Source organism: Micromonospora sp. NPDC005298, assembly GCF_040607375.1.
Taxonomy (GTDB): domain Bacteria; phylum Actinomycetota; class Actinomycetes; order Mycobacteriales; family Micromonosporaceae; genus Micromonospora.
The window spans coordinates 14,738-32,470 of record NZ_JBEXGP010000023.1 but is presented as its reverse complement, the minus strand read 5'-3'; the positions used below and the strand labels follow the sequence as shown (position 1 = coordinate 32,470).

General features: G+C 74.7%; 20 protein-coding genes. 6 read left to right on the top strand and 14 right to left on the bottom strand.

Going from position 1 to position 17,733, the window contains the following annotated elements:
* The first annotated feature begins 109 nt into the window (after positions 1-109).
* Both ABZS77_RS24775 and ABZS77_RS24770 read left to right on the top strand, forming a co-directional pair.
* Positions 110-1,180, top strand: coding sequence for a hypothetical protein (locus ABZS77_RS24775; RefSeq protein ID WP_354827235.1), 1,071 nt, complete (start codon positions 110-112; stop codon positions 1,178-1,180).
* A gap of 210 nt (positions 1,181-1,390) precedes the next feature.
* A complete protein-coding gene (locus tag ABZS77_RS24770) occupies positions 1,391-2,641 on the top strand; it encodes an MFS transporter (RefSeq protein WP_354827232.1) in 1,251 nt (416 codons plus the stop codon).
* A 49-nt stretch (positions 2,642-2,690) separates the two neighbouring features.
* Here the strand turns inward: ABZS77_RS24770 and ABZS77_RS24765 are convergent, their stop codons facing one another.
* The 3 genes from ABZS77_RS24765 to ABZS77_RS24755 all read right to left on the bottom strand — a co-directional run bounded on the left by ABZS77_RS24765 (position 2,691) and on the right by ABZS77_RS24755 (position 4,393).
* On the bottom strand, positions 2,691-3,077 hold the full coding sequence (locus ABZS77_RS24765) for a VOC family protein (RefSeq protein ID WP_354827230.1): 387 nt from the start codon (positions 3,075-3,077) through the stop codon (positions 2,691-2,693).
* Positions 3,074-3,772: a hypothetical protein gene (locus ABZS77_RS24760; RefSeq protein WP_354827227.1), complete on the bottom strand. Its 699-nt coding sequence runs from the start codon at positions 3,770-3,772 to the stop codon at positions 3,074-3,076. The genes ABZS77_RS24765 and ABZS77_RS24760 overlap by 4 nt, the downstream gene beginning before the upstream one ends.
* A 201-nt stretch (positions 3,773-3,973) precedes the next feature.
* Positions 3,974-4,393 (bottom strand): YchJ family protein, encoded by a 420-nt coding sequence (locus tag ABZS77_RS24755; RefSeq protein WP_354827225.1) that lies wholly within the window; start codon positions 4,391-4,393, stop codon positions 3,974-3,976.
* Positions 4,394-4,468: 75 nt separating this feature from the next.
* Between ABZS77_RS24755 and ABZS77_RS24750 the strand changes: the two genes are divergently transcribed.
* The gene (locus ABZS77_RS24750) at positions 4,469-5,179 is read left to right on the top strand and encodes an MBL fold metallo-hydrolase (RefSeq protein ID WP_354827223.1); all 711 of its coding nucleotides are present in this window, start codon (positions 4,469-4,471) and stop codon (positions 5,177-5,179) included.
* 19 nt (positions 5,180-5,198) lie between these two features.
* On the opposite strand, the gene ABZS77_RS24745 is transcribed toward ABZS77_RS24750, so the two are convergent.
* From ABZS77_RS24745 to ABZS77_RS24735, 3 genes are all read right to left on the bottom strand, one after another.
* On the bottom strand, positions 5,199-6,308 hold the full coding sequence (locus ABZS77_RS24745) for a magnesium and cobalt transport protein CorA (protein WP_354827342.1): 1,110 nt from the start codon (positions 6,306-6,308) through the stop codon (positions 5,199-5,201).
* Positions 6,309-6,407: 99 nt separating this feature from the next.
* Positions 6,408-7,019, bottom strand: a complete 612-nt coding sequence (locus ABZS77_RS24740; RefSeq protein ID WP_354827220.1) for a class F sortase — start codon at positions 7,017-7,019, stop codon at positions 6,408-6,410.
* An 88-nt stretch (positions 7,020-7,107) separates the two neighbouring features.
* Positions 7,108-7,593 (bottom strand): hypothetical protein, encoded by a 486-nt coding sequence (locus ABZS77_RS24735; protein ID WP_354827218.1) that lies wholly within the window; start codon positions 7,591-7,593, stop codon positions 7,108-7,110.
* Positions 7,594-7,980: 387 nt separating this feature from the next.
* Here ABZS77_RS24735 and ABZS77_RS24730 point away from each other — a divergent pair, with 387 nt between their 5' ends.
* Positions 7,981-9,216, top strand: a complete 1,236-nt coding sequence (locus ABZS77_RS24730) for a lycopene cyclase family protein (RefSeq protein ID WP_354827215.1) — start codon at positions 7,981-7,983, stop codon at positions 9,214-9,216.
* Positions 9,217-9,226: 10 nt separating this feature from the next.
* On the opposite strand, the gene ABZS77_RS24725 is transcribed toward ABZS77_RS24730, so the two are convergent.
* Both ABZS77_RS24725 and ABZS77_RS24720 read right to left on the bottom strand, forming a co-directional pair.
* Entirely contained in the window at positions 9,227-10,336 is a 1,110-nt protein-coding gene (locus ABZS77_RS24725) for a serine hydrolase domain-containing protein (protein ID WP_354827212.1), read from the bottom strand.
* Between the two features lie 64 nt (positions 10,337-10,400).
* On the bottom strand, positions 10,401-11,129 hold the full coding sequence (locus tag ABZS77_RS24720; protein ID WP_354827208.1) for a tyrosine-protein phosphatase: 729 nt from the start codon (positions 11,127-11,129) through the stop codon (positions 10,401-10,403).
* A gap of 83 nt (positions 11,130-11,212) precedes the next feature.
* Between ABZS77_RS24720 and rnhA the strand changes: the two genes are divergently transcribed.
* Complete coding sequence (rnhA, locus tag ABZS77_RS24715; protein WP_354827205.1) at positions 11,213-11,686, top strand: ribonuclease HI; 474 nt, start codon at positions 11,213-11,215, stop codon at positions 11,684-11,686.
* Between the two features lie 6 nt (positions 11,687-11,692).
* Here rnhA and ABZS77_RS24710 read toward each other — a convergent pair whose 3' ends face one another.
* The 4 genes from ABZS77_RS24710 to ABZS77_RS24695 form a co-directional block, all read right to left on the bottom strand.
* Positions 11,693-11,929, bottom strand: coding sequence for a preprotein translocase YidC (locus tag ABZS77_RS24710; RefSeq protein ID WP_139582895.1), 237 nt, complete (start codon positions 11,927-11,929; stop codon positions 11,693-11,695).
* A gap of 71 nt (positions 11,930-12,000) precedes the next feature.
* Positions 12,001-12,882: a pentapeptide repeat-containing protein gene (locus ABZS77_RS24705; protein WP_354827203.1), complete on the bottom strand. Its 882-nt coding sequence runs from the start codon at positions 12,880-12,882 to the stop codon at positions 12,001-12,003.
* Between the two features lie 71 nt (positions 12,883-12,953).
* Positions 12,954-14,051, bottom strand: coding sequence for a DUF5919 domain-containing protein (locus ABZS77_RS24700; RefSeq protein WP_354827200.1), 1,098 nt, complete (start codon positions 14,049-14,051; stop codon positions 12,954-12,956).
* Between the two features lie 123 nt (positions 14,052-14,174).
* Entirely contained in the window at positions 14,175-14,981 is an 807-nt protein-coding gene (locus ABZS77_RS24695) for an SDR family oxidoreductase (RefSeq protein WP_354827197.1), read from the bottom strand.
* Between the two features lie 42 nt (positions 14,982-15,023).
* Here ABZS77_RS24695 and ABZS77_RS24690 point away from each other — a divergent pair, with 42 nt between their 5' ends.
* Positions 15,024-15,626, top strand: a complete 603-nt coding sequence (locus ABZS77_RS24690) for an MBL fold metallo-hydrolase (RefSeq protein ID WP_354827194.1) — start codon at positions 15,024-15,026, stop codon at positions 15,624-15,626.
* A 50-nt stretch (positions 15,627-15,676) separates the two neighbouring features.
* Here the strand turns inward: ABZS77_RS24690 and ABZS77_RS24685 are convergent, their stop codons facing one another.
* Both ABZS77_RS24685 and ABZS77_RS24680 read right to left on the bottom strand, forming a co-directional pair.
* A complete protein-coding gene (locus ABZS77_RS24685) occupies positions 15,677-17,098 on the bottom strand; it encodes a DUF6297 family protein (protein WP_354827191.1) in 1,422 nt (473 codons plus the stop codon).
* Positions 17,095-17,718: an ABC transporter ATP-binding protein gene (locus ABZS77_RS24680; RefSeq protein WP_354827187.1), complete on the bottom strand. Its 624-nt coding sequence runs from the start codon at positions 17,716-17,718 to the stop codon at positions 17,095-17,097. Before ABZS77_RS24680 ends, ABZS77_RS24685 begins: the two co-directional genes overlap by 4 nt.
* Between the last annotated feature and the right edge of the window lie 15 nt (positions 17,719-17,733).

Genomic DNA, 17,733 nt, shown 5'->3' with positions numbered 1-17,733 from the left:
AACACCAGCTACCTAGACCTCGCCCACCGCAGGTCGGGTTTCCCCGTGGGCCACCGGGGGTAGGTCGGGGCCGACCGTTCCGGCTGTCCCCGCGTGAAGGAATGACCAGATGAGTGACAACGTCAGCGACGCGGTGGGCGACGCCCTCCGCTCGGTGATGCTCTTCCTGCCCAAGGCCGTCGCCTTCCTGGCGATCCTGGTGGCCGGATGGCTGATCGCCAAGGCCGTGCTGAAGATCGTGGAAAAGGTCCTCGAACGGGTCGGCTTCGACCGCGCCGTCGAGCGCGGCGGCGTCCGCCGCGCGTTGAGCCGATCCCGGTACGACGCCAGCGACATCGTCGCGAAACTCGTCTACTACGCGGTGCTGCTGTTCACCCTCCAGCTCGCCTTCGGCATCTGGGGACCCAACCCGATCTCCGACCTGCTCGGCGCGGTCATCTCGTGGCTGCCCCGTGCGTTCGTGGCGATCGTCATCGTCGTGGTGGCCGCGGCCATCGCCAGCGCCGTCAAGGACCTGATCGGCGGCGCGCTCGGCGGCCTGTCGTACGGCCGGGTGCTGGCGACCATCGCCTCGGTGTTCATCCTCGGCCTCGGCGTCATCGCCGCGCTGAACCAGATCGGCGTGGCCACCGCCGTCACCACGCCCGTGCTGATCGCCGTGCTGGCCACGATCGGCGGCATCCTCGTCGTGGGCGTCGGCGGTGGACTGATCCGTCCGATGCAGAGCCGCTGGGAGTCGTGGCTGACCCGCGCGGAGCAGGAGTCGCAGCTCATCGCCTCGCACGCCCGCGCCTACCGGGAGGGACGCCGCGACGCCGAGGCCGAACTGGCCCGCGCGTCGGCCCCCGCCAGCGATCCGGAGCAGACCCAGATCGTGACGCGGCCGGCCGACACGGACGCCACCCAGGTCGTGACCCGGCCGGCGGTCGACCCGGACGCCACCCAGGTCGTACGACCCTCCGCCGACTCCGAGGCCACCCAGGTGGTCGCCCGCCCCGCCGACTCGGAGGCCACCCAGGTGGTCGCCCGCCCCACCGACCCGGACGCTACGCAGGTGGTGAGCGCCGACCCGGAGGCGACGCAGGTGGTCCGCGGTGGCACCGACCCCACGGTGCCCGGGCAGCGCCTCGGCGACGACAGCGAGGCCACCACTGTCATCCCGCCGGTCGACCGGCGCTGACCGTCAGCGGCACGGCGGGGCGTGATCTTCCGGGATCCCGCCCCGCCTCGTCGTTACGCCACGCCCCGAAAACGCTGGCCGAGGCCGAGAGGCTTGTCTAGCATCGCCGACATGACCTGGCGATGTTGATCCAGCGGCGTAGGCCGATCCCGTGGACCGCCACGGACACCGCACGTCCGGTGTCCGTCTCCACTCCCACGGGAAGGCCCCATGATCCACATGATCCCGCGCGTGCCCGACCCGGCGCTCCGCCGGCTGACCCGCACCCTCTACGGGTACGCGTTCCTCAGTGACCTCGTCCTGCTCTACCCGCTGTACGTGGTGTTCTTCGCCGACACCGGGCTGTCGGTGGGGCAGATCTCGTCGCTCTTCGTGCTCTGGTCGGCGGCCGGCATCCTGTTCGAGGTGCCCTCCGGCGCGTGGGCCGACGTGGTGTCCCGCCGACTGCTGCTGTGTCTCGCCCCGCTGGTGACCGCCGCCGGGTACGCGCTCTGGGTGCTGCTGCCGTCGTACCCGGCGTTCGCGGTCGGTTTCCTGCTCTGGGGCGCCGGTGGCGCGTTGGTCTCCGGCGCGCTGGAGGCGCTGGTCTGGACCGAGTTGGACCGGCTCGGCGCGGCCGGCCGGTACGCCCGGGTGCTGGGGCGTGCCCGGACGGCGGGTGTGCTGGGCGTGGTGCTCTCCGGAGTGCTCGCCGGCCCGGTGCTCGCGGCCGGCGGGTACCCGGTGGTGGGCGCGGCGAGCGTGCTGGCCTGCCTGCTCGCCGCCACGGTCGCCGCCCGGTTCCCGGAGCACCGCGCCGCGCCCGTCGCGGGGGAGTCTGCCGCACCCGACGACGGCGACCTGGGCTGGTGGGAGACGCTGCGGGCAGGGGTGGCGCAGGTCCACACCCGCCCTGCGGTGCGGTCCGCCGTGCTGCTGGTCGCCGTGGTCGCCGCCGACTGGGGCGCCCTGGACGAGTACATCCCGCTGCTGGCCCTGGACACCGGTGTCGGGGCGCGCGCCGTGCCGCTGCTGCTCCTGCTGCTCTGGGCCGGGGTGACCGTCGGCGGGCTGCTCGCCCCGGCGGGGGAGCGGCTGGGCGGCCGGGGCTACGGGGCGCTGCTGGGCCTGGTCGGTGTCGCGCTGGCCGGGGGCGCGCTGCTCCGGCATCCGGCCGGTTTCGTGCTGCTCGCGGTGGCCTTCGGGGCCGCGCAACTGGCCACCGTGCTGGCCGACGCGCGGCTCCAGGCACGGATCACCGGCGACAGCCGCGCCACCGTCACGTCCCTGGCCGGGATGGCCACCGACCTGCTGATCATCGGGACGTACACCGCCTACGGACTGCTCGCCACGGCGGTGGGCAACGCGGTGGCCTTCGCGGTGACAGCCGGGCCGTACCTCCTCCTGGCCCTGGTCCTGCTGCGGCGCCGCCGGCGCCCGGCGGCCGTGCCCGTCGGCGTCGCCGTGCCCGGTTCGACGTGAGGACCGCGCCCGGCGGCGGCCGGATCGGGCCGCCGCCGGGCACCGACGCTCAGCCCGCCATGTGCAGGAACGACCACTGGTGGCCGTCGAGGTCCCGGAAGCCGCGCATGTACATCGGACCGTTGGTGAGACCCGGACCCAGCGACTCCCCGCCGGCCACGACAACCCGGTCGACCAGCTCGTCGACCTGCTCGCGGCTGGACGCCGACAACCCCACGACGACCTCGCGGCTGGTCGCCGTGTCCGTGACGGCGACCCCGGTGTACGCCTCGAAGGCCGAGCGGACGTGCAGCACCAGCCGGGTGGTGTCGGAGATGGTGAGCAGCATGCTGTCGCCGGTCGGCCCTGTCTGGTCGGTGGTGAAGCCGATCGCCCGGTAGAACTCCGCGGCGAGGGTCAGGTCGCGCACCGCCAGGTTGACGAAGGTCATTGTCATCGGAGGTCTCCGTTCGACTCGAGCAGCACCTTCAACGCGGTGAGCCGTTCCCGCCAGTACGCCGTCAACTCCGCGGCCTGCTCGGCTCCGGTCAGCTTCTCGTGCAGGACGCTGACCCGGGTCTTCGACTCGCCGACCGCGTCGAAGCCCACCACGATCCGGGTGGGACCACCGGCCCAGTCGGCCCGGAAGCTGCGCGGCGCGGTGGCGGTGCGTACGCGTACCTCGACGTCGGGCAGCCAACGGGCGCGCGCCGCGTCGTCGGCGAAGGCCTCGAACAGCCGCGGTGCCGGCGCCCCCACCGTCCGGCTGGCGCTTGCCTCGAAGCCGCCCCCGCGTCGTTGGCCGGGTGCGCGTAGGCCGCGCGCCTGCTCGTACCCGACGGTGATGCTCTGCGCCCACCAGCCCGGCACCTCGTGCTCGGTCACCAGATGGCGGGCGATCTCGGTGTGTGTCCGGGTGGCGGCGGACACGGCGTCGAGCACGGCGAACCACTGCGCCCAGCCGCGTCCGGTCCGCTCGCGGACGAGGTCGTCGGAGATCCGCTCGGTCTGCGCGGCGGCGGCCGGCGGCACCGGGTCGGAGGCAGGCGCGGTGGCCCGACCGATGAGGTGCCGGCGGGCGGTGGTGTAGCTCTCGCCGGTCTTCGCCATTCGGGCGCGGACCCGGTTCTTGAACGATCGCTGGTTGGTCATCACATGCTCCCGGTCGACGGCGCGGTCACCGGGACCCACGCTCCCGCCGACCCCGCCGGAGTGGGGCATGTGGCACCTCGTCGCGAGGGCTCCGGGCCCCCTCTGCCTCCGCGTGGCCGGCGGCGTGAGCGCCGGGAGGGAGGTGCGGCGCGGGACGGCGCCGACGTCATCGTACGCCGGGGCGGGCGCTCGGCGCAGCCGTCAGCGCTGCTCGCCGTCGAGGTACACCCACCGCCCGTCCTCACGGACGAACCGGCTTCGCTCGGTCAGCGTGCCGGCCTGGCCAGCGTCCCGGTAGTGGGCGTGGAACGTGACGGTGCCGGCGCTGTCGAGCAGACCACCCCGCTCGGTGTCGACGATCTCCAGGCGGGTCCACCGCTGCCCCGGGTCCAGGTCGAGAAGGGCGGGTCGCGTCGAGGAGTGCCAGCTGCGCAGCAGGTAGCCGCTGTCGCCGAGGGCGAAGGCGCTGAACCGGGACCGCATCAGCGCCTCGGCCGTCGGCGCCTGGGTCGCGCCGCCGTGCACCGGGGCGCAGCACTGCGCGTACGCCTGCCCGGATCCGCACGGGCACGCCCGCCCCGTCGTCGCGTTCGCCCGCCGCCGCGCACCACCCTTGCCCACGCCCACATCCTGCCGCACCCGTCCGCGGGCCCCGACGCAGGCCGACGGGTTGACGCTCGTCCCTAGACTCGCGGCATGACGCGCTCGCCCGCGGTGCCGCTCGCCCCGAACGTCTGGCGCATCCCCACCATCGGCCGGTCGGCCGTCAACTCGTACGCCTTCGTCGACGACGACGGCAGCGTCACGCTCGTCGACTGCGGGGTGGCGAAGGCGCCGGCCCGGATCGTGCGCGGGCTCGCGGCGATGGGCAAGGTGCCGGCGGACGTCACCCGGATCGTGCTCACCCACGCGCACCCCGACCACGCCGGTGGCGCGGCGGAGATGTCCCGCCGCACCGGTGCCCCGGTCGCGGCGCACGCCGCCGACGTGCCGTACGCCGAGAAGGGGCGCGCGCCGACGAGCGACCCGGCGGTGACCGTCGGCCGGATCCTCTCCCGGGTCGCCGGCGGCCGTTTCCCGGCGGTCGAGGTGGCGCAGCCACTTGCCGACGGCGACGTGCTCGACGTCGGCGGTGGCCTGCGGGTGGTGCACACCCCCGGTCACTCGCCCGGTCACGTGTCGCTGCTGCACGAGCCGACCCGCCTGCTGGTCACCGGGGACGCCATGTTCAACGTGCTCGGGGTCCGCTACTCGCCGAAGATGCTGTGCAGCGACTTCCGGATGACCCGGCGGACCGCCCACGTCCTCGGCGAGTTGGAGTACGACACCGCCGCGTTCACCCATGGCCCCGAACTGACCGACAACCCCCGGGCCCGGATCCGCGCCTTCCTCTCCCGACACCGTTGAGCGTGCCGGGGCGCCGCCGTCACAGCCAGCCGGAGCGGCGGAACAGGCGGTACAGGGCCAGGGCGGCCACCGCCATCAGGGTCAGGGCGCCGGCGTAGCCGTAGCGCCAGGCCAGCTCCGGCATGTGCTCGAAGTTCATGCCGTAGATGCCGGCGACGCCGGTCTGGGTCGCCGCGATGGCGGCCCACGCCGCGATCTTGCGCATGTCGTTGTTCTGCTCGACCGCGAGCTGCGCCAGGCGGGACTGGACGATCGAGGTGAGCAGGTCGTCGTACGCGGCCACCCGGTCCACCGCCCGGCTCAACCGCCCGTCGACGTCGACGAACCAGCGGTGCAACGCACGGGGAGGGCCGGCCGAGCCGTCCGGGGCGAGCAGTGTCCGCAGCGGAGCCTGCAACGGCAGGACCGCCCGCTTGAACTCCACCACCTCCCGTTTGAGCTGGTAGATGTGCTGGATGTCGGCGGAGCGGTCGCGGGCGAACACCGCCTCCTCCACCCGTTCCAGGTCACGTTCCACGTGCCCGGCCACCTCCAGGTAGGAGTCGACCATCCGGGCGCAGACCGCGTACGCGACCGCCCACGGGCCGGTGGCCAGCAGCGCGGTGCGGCGTTCGATGTCGGCCCGTACGCTGCGCAGCGCCCCGGCGGCGCCGTGCCGCACGGTGAGGGCGAACCGGTCGCCGAGCAGCACCATCACGTCGCCGGTGTCGATCACCTCGGAGGTGTCGGTCAGCTCGTCGTGTTCGACGTACCCGGCGGTGCGCAGCACCAGCACCGTCACCGACCCGTGTCGCTGCACGGTGGGCCGGTGCCCGTCGGCGAGCGCCTGTTCGACGGTCAGCTCGTCGAGGCCGAAGGTCCGGCCCACCGCGGCGAGCACCGCCGGGCCGGGGTCGTGCAGGCCCAGCCACACGAAGGCGTCGCGTCCACGTCGGGTCCGGGCGTACGCGTCGGCGTAGTGCGGGCGGCCCGGCTCCCGCCGTCCGTTGACGTAGACGGCGCAGTCGACCACGGCGTCCGGATTGGATCGGCGAGGGGCGGGGGAGTCGTCCTCGGCCCGTCCGAGCAGGCGACGGGCCAGCGCGCGTACGCCCCGACGGGCCCGGTCCCGTACCGCCCGCTGGTCCACCACCGTGTTCCCCCGTCGTCGGCGTACCGCCCCGATCACCGATGGTGTCACCGCATTCTGCCCAACGGGGTCGGGCGTGCGACAGGCGGGCGGCGGGGCTCAGGCGGTGCGGGTGGCGAAGACGACGATGTTGTCCACGTAGTTGCCGGTGGCGGAGTCGAAGGGCCCGCCGCAGGTGATGAGGCGCAGTCCGGAGGCGTCCGCCGGGCCGTAGACCAGCGTGCTGGGGAAGCGGTCCTTGGGGTACGCGCGCACGTCGTCCACAGTGAACGTGGTGACCCGGGAGTCGGCGCGGGTGACCTCGATCTCCTGGCCGGCGCGCAGGCGACCGAGGTCGAAGAAGACCGCCCGGCCGGCCGGTGAGTCGACGTGTCCGACCAGGACGGCGTTGCCGGTCTCGCCAGGGCTGACGCCGTGCCGGTACCAGCCGGCGACGGTGGGCCGGTCCAGGGGTGGCACCTCCAGCACCCCGGCGGCGTCCGCGCCGACGGGGACGATCTCGGCGCGTACGTCGATGGCGGGGATCCGTACCCGCACCGGCGCGGCGCGCGGCAGCGGTGGCAGGTCCGGCGCGGGGTGGGTGCGGGTGGGCGCGTGGGCCGGCGGTCGTGGTGGCCGCGCCGGGTCGGCGGTGAGGCCGACGGTGATCAGTCCCAGCCCGGTCACGCCGAGCAGGGCGACCACCGCCGGCAGGGTCCGCCGCCACCACACGCGCACACCTCCGTATGGGATCGTCGGGGTGCCCGCGCCGGGATCACCGGCACGGGCACCCGTCCTCAGGGATGGAGCGGGTCGCCGGTCAGGCGACGGCGGACACCGGGCGGCGCCGGCGGAACAGGACGACCGCGCCGGCGACGGCGGTGCCGAGCAGGGTGCCGCCGGCGGCGAGGGCGCCGGTGTCGCGGCTGTCGCCGCCGGAGCCGGCCGGTGCGCCGCCGATCGGCGTGACGGTGAACGTGGCGCTGCCCGCCGCGCTGCCGTCGCCGCAGGTGGCGGCCACCGTGTACGTGCCCAGGGTGAACCCGGCGGTGAAGAGTTCGGCGCTGAGGCCGCCGCCGGCGGCGGCCGTGGTGGATCGGACGTTCTGGTCGCGGTCGGGGCCGGTGACGCGGAAGAGGGCGTCACCCGACTTCGGGTTGCAGGTCGTCGCGGTGAGCACGACGGTCCCACCGACCGGGGTGGTGGCCGGTGACACGGTGGTGTCGGCCAGCGCGGCGCCTGGCAGCAGGAGTGTGCCGAGGCCCACGCCGAGCGCCGCTGAGCAGAGTGCTGTTGAGAGCTTCATACGCGTCTTCCCTCACTTTTCGTCCGCTGACTGCGTGGGACGTCGTTCGGGTGGCCAACTCCGTGACTAGCACCGGTGTGCCCAACACTAGGTGGGTTGGGACCTCGATCAGGTGAAAATGAGAAATCCTCGTTGCCGTCACGTGTCCACCCGAAGGCGGGGAGAGCTGCCCGAAGGCCCGGACGGGCCGACCGGCACCGGTGCTCCGTCGATGTCTCCTGCGGTCGGGCTGTCGTCCCTGGGGCGATGGCGAGGTATCACGTCGCCTGTCCCAAGACCCGTGCCACGCCGGCACCGCTCGCCGGTCTCCACCGGGTCCCGAGGTGGCCGCTGATCGCCCGGGTGGCGGCGCGTGGGCCGGCCGGGCCGTGTGGCAGCGTGGTGCGGGTGACCGACTCCGCGCCGCTCGACGTCGACCTCGCGCTGCTCGGCGGCGGAGGCGCCGCGTCGCTGCTGCTCGCCGCACTGGACCGGCACGACGTGCGCGACCTGCGGATCGCCGTCGTCGACCCGGTGCGCCGGCGCGGCCAGGACCGCACCTGGGCGTTCTGGGGCAGCCCGCACCCCGACCTGGACCCACTGCTCAGCGCGAGCTGGCAGCAGGTCGAGGTGGCCACGCCCGAGCGGCGCCGCGTCCTGGACCTCACCCCGCTGCGGTACGCCATGCTCCGCTCCGGCCCGGTCTACGACCGGGCTGCCGAGGCCGAGCGACGCCTGCGCGCCACCCGGATCGTCGCGCCCGCCGAGACGGTGACGGACGACGGCTCCCGCGTGCTGGTGCGCGCCGGCGACGGCTCGGTCGTACGGGCCGACTGGGTCCTGGACTCGCGGCCCCGCCCACCGGCACGGGCGGGTCGTACCACCTGGTTGCAGCACTTCCGGGGCTGGTGGCTGGAGGCGGACCGGCCCGTCTTCGACCCGGCGCGGGCCGTGCTGATGGACTTCCGCACCCCGCAGCCGCCCCGGGGCGTCTCGTTCGGGTACGTGCTGCCGGTCAGCGACCGCTACGCCCTGGTCGAGTACACCGAGTTCTCCCCGGACCTGCTCACCGACGCCGGGTACGACACCGCGCTCGCCGGCTACCGGGACCTGCTCGGGTTGGACCCGACCGGCCTGCGGGTCCGCGAGGTGGAGAACGGGGTGATCCCGATGACCGACGCGCCGTTCCCGGCCCGGCCGACACCCCGGGTGGTACGCCTCGGCACGGCCGGCGGCGCGACCCGCCCGTCCACCGGGTTCACCTTCTCCGCCATGTACCGCCAGGCCGACCAGGTGGCCCGCGCGCTCGCCGCCGGCTGCCCGCCGGTGCCGGCACCCGCGTACCCGCGCCGGCACCGCTGGATGGACGCGGTGGCGCTGCGCGCCCTGGACCGGGGTGGGGTCGGTGGTCCGGAGTTCTTCGACCGGCTCTTCGACCGCAACCCCGCCGAACGGGTGCTGCGTTTCCTCGACGGGGTCACCACCCCGGCCGAGGAGGTCGCGGTCATGAACTCCACCCGGCTGCTGCCGATGATCACCGCCACGGCCGGCGACGCGGCGCACCGCCTGCGGGACCGGATGCGCCCCACCCGGCCCGCGCCGGCCATCCCGGCGGCCGTCGTGGGCGCCGCGCCGCCCGGCTGACCCGGGCGGGTCAGCGCCGGGCGGCCACCGCGTCGCGGACGAGCACCCGCAGGTCCTCCATCGGGTCGCCGTCACCGGCGCCGAGCAGTGTCTTCGTCGCCGCGACGGTCAGCCCCAACCCGGGGTAGGCGAAGGCGAGGCTGCCGCCGCTGCCGGCCGCGCCGAACGACCCGTCGGCATCCACCGCGTACCCGAGGCCCCAGGTGCTCTCCTGGCCGAACACCCACTCCGGACCCGCCCGGTCCGGTGTGGTGGCGGCGCGCAGCCGGATCGGCGAGATCAGCCGCACGCCGTCCACCTCGCCGATCAGCGCGGCGAGCATCCGGGCCGCCGCGCGGGCCGTCATCGTGCCGGTGGCCGGCACGTCGGCGGCGAGCACGTCGACGCGGGCGCCGATCTCCGCGCCGGGCCGCACGCCGGACGGGGCGACCCGGTCGAAGTTCGGCAGGTTCGCTGCGGCGTACGCGAACAGCGCGGACAGGTTGCGGTCCTCGACAGGCGCCAGCCGTCCCAGCTCGGTCTCCGGGACCCCGAGGTACAGCTCGTCGCGCACCCCGAGCGGCCCGGCGACGTCCTCGGCGAGCACCTGCGAGACGCGCCGGCCGGTGACCCGGCGGACCACCTCGCCGACCAGCCAGCCGAACGTCCACGCGTGGTACGCCTTCAGCTCCCCGGGCGGGGCGATCGGCTCCGCGTCGGCGACGATGGCGCACATCCGGTCCCAGTCGGTGAAGTCCCGCGGTGTCACGTCCGCCGGGAGCGCGGGGACCCCGGCGGTGTGGGTGAGCGCGTGCCGCAGCGTGACGCCGCCCTTGCCGTGCCTGGCGAACTCCGGCCACACGTCGGCGATCCGTAGGTCGTAGTCGAGCTCCCCGCGCTCGGCGAGGACGTGCACTACGGTCGCGGTCAACGCCTTGCCCGTCGACGCGCTCCAGACGGGCGTGTCGGCGGTCAACACCCGGCCGGTGGCCCGGTCGGCCAACCCGGCGTGCACCTCGAGGATCGGCTCGCCGTCGAGGTACGCCGCCACCTGCACGCCCGACTCGCTGCCGGCGGCGATCAGGTCGTCGACCCGTCGCCGCACCTCGGCCCGCAGGCCGTCCCAGTTCCCGTCGTCCATGACGATCGACTCTGGCAGACCGGCCCGGGCGGCGCGCGTGATTATCGGCTGTTCCGCCCGGGCGTCACCGGTCCAGCAGACGCTCACGTAGTCGGGTGGTCAGCGCCTCGTCCACGCCGAGCCGGTCGGTGGCGTACCCGACGACGGAGCCGTACGCGGTCGTCAGGTCGGCCAGGAAGTGCCGGATGATCGCCTCCGGCGCCCGCCCGTACCCCGGCCAGCGCAGCTCACGGTCGGGGTTCAGGGCCCGCCAGTCGGCGATCAGGCGTTCGGTGGCCAGCTCGGTGCGCGCGAAGTCGGCGGCGATCTGGTCCTCGTCCACCCCGAGCAGGGCCAGCAGCAGCGCCGCCAGCAGGCCGGTGCGGTCCTTGCCGGAGGCGCAGTGGAAGACCAGGGGACCGTCGGCGGCGGCGATCAGCTCGAGTGCCTGGCGCAGCTCGTCCACCCCGTCCTCGGCGACCTCGGCGTACCGGTCGGCGAGGTGACGCCACGGGTCCAGCGCCGGGTCGATCGTCGCCTGGTCGTACGGGCGGTGCTCGACACTGAGGTTGTGCCACGCCATCCCGGGGACGTCCGGTGCCCGACCGCGCCCGGCGATCTCCCACGGATACCGCAGGTCGATGACCGTACGCACACCCAGGGCCCGGAACCGGTCCAGGTCGGCGTCGGCGAGCTTGCCGAGCGAGTCCGAGCGGTAGAGCAGGCGCCACCGCACCGTGCGCCCGTCTTCGGTGCGGTAGCCGCCGAGGTCGCGGAAGTTGTGCAGGCGGTCGAACGCGACGTGCCGATCCATCCCGCCGACCCTAGTGGTTCCCGCCCGGCGCGGCGGCCCCCCGAGCGTCCGGGGAGGCGCCGCTGCCCGGTAGGTTGCCGGGCATGGTGGACGCGGCGGCCGGCAGGGGAGTGCAGATCTGGACCGACGGGGCGTGCAGTGGCAACCCGGGGCCGGGTGGCTGGGGTGCCCTGCTGCGCTACGGCGACCACGAGCGGGAGCTGTGCGGCGGCGAGGCCACGCCGACCACCAACAATCGGATGGAGCTGATGGCGGCCATCCAGGCGTTGGAGAGCCTGAACCGTCCCGTCACGGTGGAGCTGCACACCGACAGCACGTACGTGCGCAACGGCATCACCAGTTGGCTCGCGTCGTGGAAGCGCAACGGGTGGCGGACCGCCGCGAAGCAGCCGGTGAAGAACGCCGACCTGTGGCAGCGGCTGGAGGCGGCCTGCGAGCGGCACCAGGTCACCTGGCTGTGGGTCAAGGGCCACAACGGGCACCCGGAGAACGAGCGCGCCGACCGGCTCGCCAACAAGGGCATGACCGAGGCGCGGGGCGCGCTGGCCGGCCGCTGAACCCCCTCAGCGGGTGGCGTCCGGATGCCCCGGCATGCTCGACCCACCGCCGCTGCTGCCGGACGAGCCGCCGGTCATGCCCGAGCTGTTGTCCTCGGTGACGATGTCCGGTGGCACGTCGGTGTCGTCCGGCGGTGGGACCTCGGTGTCCGCCTCGACCTGCACCAACGGCACCTGGCCGGCCTCGTCCTCGGCATGTGCCGGGTCCGCCGGCAGCTCACCGTCGCGCTTTCGGTAGCCCACGCCGTGCCCCCCGTCGATGCCGTACGCGTCGGCGGTGGCTACCCGGCGTGGTCAGCGTCGAAACCTCACGCTCAGCGGGGCCGGCTCCGCCGTCCGCCGGTCCGCGACGCCTGGCGTACCGGGGTGAGCGCCAGTGCCGTCCAGTGCGCCGGGCGGGTACGTGCCGCCGGCACCCCGGTGCGGATATCACCCCGCGCGGCGTCGAGCTGGGCCTGGTGCAGGAAGAGGGTCGTGCGCAGGTCCGCGCCCCGCAGGTCGGCGCCGCGCAGGTCCGCGCCTGTCACGTCGGCCAGGCCCAGGTCGACGCCGCGCAGGTCGGCACCGACCAGCAGCGCGCCGCGCAGGTTGGCCCGGCGCAGGTCGACCCGGCGCAGGTCGGCCCCGAGCAGCGGGGCGCCGCGGTGGTCGGCGCCGCCGGGGGAGCGCGCCGCCTCGCTGGCCCGTGACAGCAGCGGGTTGATCCGCTCCCGCCGCTCGTCGACGTCCACCAGACGGAGCCGGGCGAGGTCCCCCGCGGTGAGCGCCTCAATCTCGGCGTGGGCGCGTTCCAGGTCGGCGCGCAGGCCGGCCGGCGGGCGTGACGCGACCGCCTCGGTGAGGTACCAGAGCAGCTCGTGCAGGGGACGCAGCACGGTGAACGCCTCCGCCATCGCCGGCAGCGTCTCCGGCGCGTCGCGCCAGTCCCGCCCGCCGAAGGTGACCTGGGCGACCTGCTGCCCGGCGCCGAAGCAGTCGAACACCGTGCAGCCGGGGAACCCGCGCTGCCGCAGCTCGGTGTGGATGCCGCAGCGGTGGTCGGCGCCCAGGTTCGGGCAGGGCCGCCCGGCGGGCTTGTCGATGGCGAAGTCCGCCGAGCGGGCGAACGCGGGCACCACGCAGCACAGCCCGAAGCAGCGTCCGCAGTCGGCGCGCAACCGCGCCGAGCCGGGCGGTGGGGCGGTGCTGGATGACACGGAAGGGCTCCTGGTGGTCGGAGGCGGCACCCCGATTGTCCCGCGCGCCGACCGGCCCGACCGGGCCGGGGTCACCGTCCGTGCGTGTCGCCGGCGGCCGAGGTGCGGGGAGAGGGGGTACGCGGACCGCCCGGCGGGGGCACCAGTCGGCGGATCGCCCGTTCCCCGTCGCCGTGCCCGTACTTCTGGTCGAACTGCCGTGCCACGACGGCGACCGGCGTACGGTCCTCGTCGACCGGCTCGGCCAGGGCGAATACCGTGGGGGTGGCACCCGGTGCGCGGGGCGGCAGGACGGCCCGCACGGTCAGCGGCCCGGTCACCCGGAAACCACGGCAGTCGACGTAGTGCTGCCCGTCCACCGTCACGTAGGGCACCCGCACCTCGACCACGTCCAGGTCGTCGTGGCGCAGCGTGACCGTGACCGACCAGTACCGCTCCAGGTCCAGGGTGGCCTGCTGGTGCTCCCACAGTTCCTCGAACCGGGCGTGCACGAACCCGCCCCACGGGCTGTCCATGTCCACCTCGAGCTGGGGCACGTTGAACGACAGCTTCCCGATCGGGAAGAACGAGATCAGGGCCCGCCCGTCCCACTGGTAGAGCTGGATCGACGGGGACGCGTCGTAGAGCCGGACCTGCAGCCGGTGTCGCAGCCGGGCGTCGAGGGTGTCGGCGAAGGCGGCCAGGTGGCGCAGGTTGGTGCGGATCTGTCGCGGTACGTTCACCCGCTGCCGCTCCAGTTCCTCGGAGCGCTGCTGGGCGGCGGTGCAGTCCGGGTCGAGCAGGAGCAACTGCACCTGGGCGCCGTTGGTGAGGGCCGCGCGGACGGCGGTCAGGGTCTCCTCGCGGTGCCGCTGCTCCAGCAGGATCGTCCAGGTGTCCAGGATGCGCACCCGGCGGGCGGAGCGGTGCAGCCGCGCCACGAAGGCCTGCTGGTCGAAGCTCAGGTGCTCCTGCACCCGCGCCTTTCGGGCCTCCTCGAACAGGGGGTCGAAGATGACGTACGAGATGGCCGCGAGCACGACGCTGGCGCCCAGGTTGAGCAGGAGGTCGCTGAGGAAGCCGGTGCTGCGCCAGGCCGCCAGCAGCATCACCACGGCCATCGCGAGCAGCGGCCCGCCGACGAGGAGGGCACGCCGTTGGCGGCCACCCCGACCAGCCCATCCGGGCATCCGGTCCCCCTTCGCCGTCGGTCGGCGCCGCCGCCGATCACCGGAATGCGGAGGATACGTGCCCGCTTTGCCGCCCGCTGTCCCCTTCACGACCGGCCGCGCCGCCCCGTCCCGCGCGTCCGCTCAGACCGTCCGCCAGTCGTCGGTGGTGAGCGCGTTGGCCTGCGGCCCCATCAGCAGCATGCCGCCGTCGACCGGCCAGGACGCCCCGGTGACGTACGCGGCGGCGGGCGAGGCGAGCAGCGCGACCACGGCGGCCACCTCCCGGGCGTCACCCGGCCGTCCCACCGGTACGCCCGGCCTCCGCTCGGTGAACGGGTCGACGTCCTCCTGACCGGTCATCGGGGTGGCGATCTCGCCGGGGGCGACCGCGTTGACGGTGATCCCGTCGGCGGCCAGCTCCTGTGCCATCACCCGGGTCAGCAGGCCCAGCCCACCCTTCGCGGCGCAGTACGCGGCGGAGCCCACCCTGGGAGCGTGCTCGTGCACGCTCGTGATGTTGACGATCCGGCCGCCGGCGCCGGCGGCCCGCATCCGTCGCGCGGCCCGCTGCGCGCACAGGAACGGCGCGTCGAGGTCGACGGCGAGCACCTCGCGCCACTGCTCCCACGCCGTGTCGACGAACGGCGTCGAGGCGCCCGTGCCGGCGTTGTTGACGAGCACTCCGATGCCGCCCAGCCGGTCGGCCAGCTCGTCCACGACGGCGGCCGCGTCCGGCAGCGCGGTCAGGTCCACCTCGGCCACCTCACAGCGCCGACCGGTGGCGCGGACCTCCGTCGCGGTCCGCTCGGCGCCGTCCGGGTCGCCGTACCAGGTGATGCCGACGTCGAAGCCGTCCCGGGCCAGGGCGACCGCGCAGGCCTTGCCGATGCCGGAGTCCGCGCCGGTGACCAGGGCGATCCTCGGGTAGTTCGCGTATCGCTGGGGCATGGGTGGGCAGTACCCCGAGCCGGTGCGGCGTACCGTCGCCGGATGCGAATCACCCGCTTCACCCACGCGTGCGTGCGTGTCGAACACGAGGGCGGGGTGCTCGTCGTCGACCCGGGCACCTGGAGCGAGCCGAGCGCCCTGGCCGGTGCGGACGCCGTTCTGGTCACCCACGAGCACACCGACCACGTGGACGTGCTGCGGCTGGCCGGCCTCGGTGTCCCCGTGTACGCCCCGGAGGGCGCCCGCCTGCCCGACCTCGCCCCGCTGCCGGTGACCCGGGTCCGCGCGGGGCAGCGCTTCACGGCGGCCGGGATCAGCGTCAGCGCCCACGGTGGCCGGCACGCCCCCATCCACGAGGGTCAGCCCGATTGTCCCAACCTGGGTTACCTGATCGGCGACGGGTTGTACCACCCGGGGGATTCGCTGCACGTGCCGGACGGGGCGGTGCACACCCTGCTCGTCCCGGCGCAGGGGTCGTGGCTGCGTCTCGACGAGGCGATCCGCTTCGCCCGTACGGTGGGCGCCGAACGGGCGTACCCGATCCACGACGCGCAGCTCAACGAGCGTGGCCTGGCGGGCGTCGCCGGCTGGTTCGGCGAGACGGTCCCCGGCTACCGCCACCTCGTTCCCGGCGACACCGTCTGAGCACGCCCGGGACGCGAGGACGGGCACGCCTCGGGCGACGAGCGGCCCGGTCAGCCCAGGAACAGCTGGACGAGCACGATCACGGCGAGCAGCGCCGGTCCACGTGCGCCCTGCCGCAGCAGGTCGACCGGGACCATCCCGAACGGCGTGTTGACCGTCGCGCCGCCGTAGTCGATCGGCGGTCGGGTGGCGGCGCGGAACGCGGCGGCCACCACGCCGAGCGCCAGCGTCGGCGCGAGCCACGCCGGCCCGGGCTCCACGGTCGGCAGGGTCGCCACCCACCACAGGCCCGCGCCGAGTGCCGGCACCACCACGTGGATGCCGCGCAGCAGGGCGTCGCTGCCGCCGAGCGCCCGACGCAACCCGGTCGACCGGCTGATCGCGCGCAGCCCGCCGGTCAGCCGGGCGGCGGCGAGGTACGCGAACACCACCTGCGCGGCGCCGGCCAATCCGGGCAGGGCGAGCGCGGCGGCGTACTGGACGCCGATCAGGGCCGCCCAGATGAGCAGGGCGCTGGGGTGGCGGCGCAGCCGGCGTACGTCGGCCTGGAGCAGCGCCCACCAGCCTGGGCCGGGCAGGAAGCGGCTGCTGCGGACCCGCCCGATGCGTCGCCAGCGGCGGCTCTCCACCAGGCCGGCGAGCAGGCTCGGGTCGAGCAGGATGGTGGCCGTGGCGGCGGCGTTGGCGAACTGCGCGCCGGTGGTGAGGGTGGCCCGGTCGACCCGGGGCAGTGCCCGTACCGCGAGGACCGTGCCCGCCACCGCGAGGGGCACCCCGAGGGCGACCAGGACGATCGTCGGCGTCGACGCCGGTCGGGGCAGCCCGTCGCCGAGGCGGCCGGTGAGCACCACGAGGGCGGTGATGACGGCGGCGGCCACCATGGGGGCAGCACCGACCACGGTCGGCCACCGTCGTCCCGCCCGACTGCTCTGGGCGACGACGTTCAGCGCCAGCGCGGCGGCACCCCAGCCCGCGCCGGCACCCGCGGCCCAGCCCAGGGCGGCCGGGTCGGCGACGCCGCCGAGCGCCGCCACGGCCACGCCGAGCAGGGCGCTGCCGGCGGTGGCGCCGGCCAGCAGGACCGCGAGGCGTGGTGCCAGCCAGGCCCGCCGGTCGACGGGCGCGCTCGTCACCCAGCTCTGGGTGGCCGGGGTGACCAGCAGCGGGCCGAACGCGCGCAGGCCACGCCAGGCCAGCCCGGCGCCGGTGAGCAGCGCGGCGACCGCCAGCCACCACCGCACACCCGGCTCGGCCCGCCCCACCGTGGGGGAGTCGAGCATGTCCCGGCTCGCGCTGATCGCGAACCAGCCGTACATGCCGACGAACAGGACCATGACGTACGCGTCGCCCAGCACGTCGCCGAGGGAGTGCTCGTGGTGCCGGCGACGGGCTCGGCGCAGGTGGGTACGGACCTGGCGGGCCGTGGGCAGCCCGGCCGGCGTCCCGGCGATCGTGGCCGGTGGGGCGGTCACCGGCCGATCTCGATCCGCTCGTCGACGACGGCGTCGATCAGTTCCGGGTCGTGCGAGGCCAGCAGCACAGTGGTGCCGGCGTCGCGTTCGCGGCGCAGCCGGTCGGCGAGCCACTGCCGGCCGGCGACGTCGAGGCGCTGCTCCGGCTCGTCGAGGATCAGCACCCGGCGCGGCCGGACGAAGCACGACGCCAGGGCGAGCCGGCGGCGTTGCCCGCTGGACAGGGTGACCGGCAGTTGGTCGCGGGCCGGGCCCAGCCCCAGCTCGGTGATGACCTCCTCGACCGGCTCGGCGCTGCCCCCGTGGGCGTACGCGACGAGTTCCAGGTGCTCGACCACCGACAGGTCGGGGAAGAAGTCGATGTCGTCCAGGGCGGCGGCCATCAGGGCCCGGATCTGCGGGTCGGTCTCGTCGGCCCGGTAACCGTGCACCCGCACCTCGCCCGCGTCGGGCCGGTCGGCGCCGACGACGCAGCGCAGCAGGGTGGTCTTGCCGCTGCCGTTGGGGCCGAGCACCACGGCGATCCGCCCCGGCGGGAGCGTGAAGCTCACGTCGTCGAGCACCACCAGGTTGCCGAAGTTACGGCTGAGTCCCCGTACCGAGAGCGCGTCCACGAGCACACACTCTCCCAGACC

Bases quoted from the DNA above. Each gene is read 5' to 3' on its own strand.
- ABZS77_RS24690 (WP_354827194.1), top strand. From the start codon at position 15,024: ATGCGAATCACCCGCTTCACCCACGCGTGCGTGCGTGTCGAACACGAG.
- ABZS77_RS24725 (WP_354827212.1), bottom strand. From the start codon at position 10,336: ATGGACGACGGGAACTGGGACGGCCTGCGGGCCGAGGTGCGGCGACGG.
- ABZS77_RS24720 (WP_354827208.1), bottom strand. From the start codon at position 11,129: ATGGATCGGCACGTCGCGTTCGACCGCCTGCACAACTTCCGCGACCTC.
- ABZS77_RS24775 (WP_354827235.1), top strand. From the start codon at position 110: ATGAGTGACAACGTCAGCGACGCGGTGGGCGACGCCCTCCGCTCGGTG.
- ABZS77_RS24700 (WP_354827200.1), bottom strand. From the start codon at position 14,051: ATGCCCGGATGGGCTGGTCGGGGTGGCCGCCAACGGCGTGCCCTCCTC.
- rnhA (WP_354827205.1), top strand. From the start codon at position 11,213: ATGGTGGACGCGGCGGCCGGCAGGGGAGTGCAGATCTGGACCGACGGG.
- ABZS77_RS24750 (WP_354827223.1), top strand. From the start codon at position 4,469: ATGACGCGCTCGCCCGCGGTGCCGCTCGCCCCGAACGTCTGGCGCATC.
- ABZS77_RS24695 (WP_354827197.1), bottom strand. From the start codon at position 14,981: ATGCCCCAGCGATACGCGAACTACCCGAGGATCGCCCTGGTCACCGGC.
- ABZS77_RS24760 (WP_354827227.1), bottom strand. From the start codon at position 3,772: ATGACCAACCAGCGATCGTTCAAGAACCGGGTCCGCGCCCGAATGGCG.
- ABZS77_RS24770 (WP_354827232.1), top strand. From the start codon at position 1,391: ATGATCCACATGATCCCGCGCGTGCCCGACCCGGCGCTCCGCCGGCTG.
- ABZS77_RS24765 (WP_354827230.1), bottom strand. From the start codon at position 3,077: ATGACAATGACCTTCGTCAACCTGGCGGTGCGCGACCTGACCCTCGCC.
- ABZS77_RS24735 (WP_354827218.1), bottom strand. From the start codon at position 7,593: ATGAAGCTCTCAACAGCACTCTGCTCAGCGGCGCTCGGCGTGGGCCTC.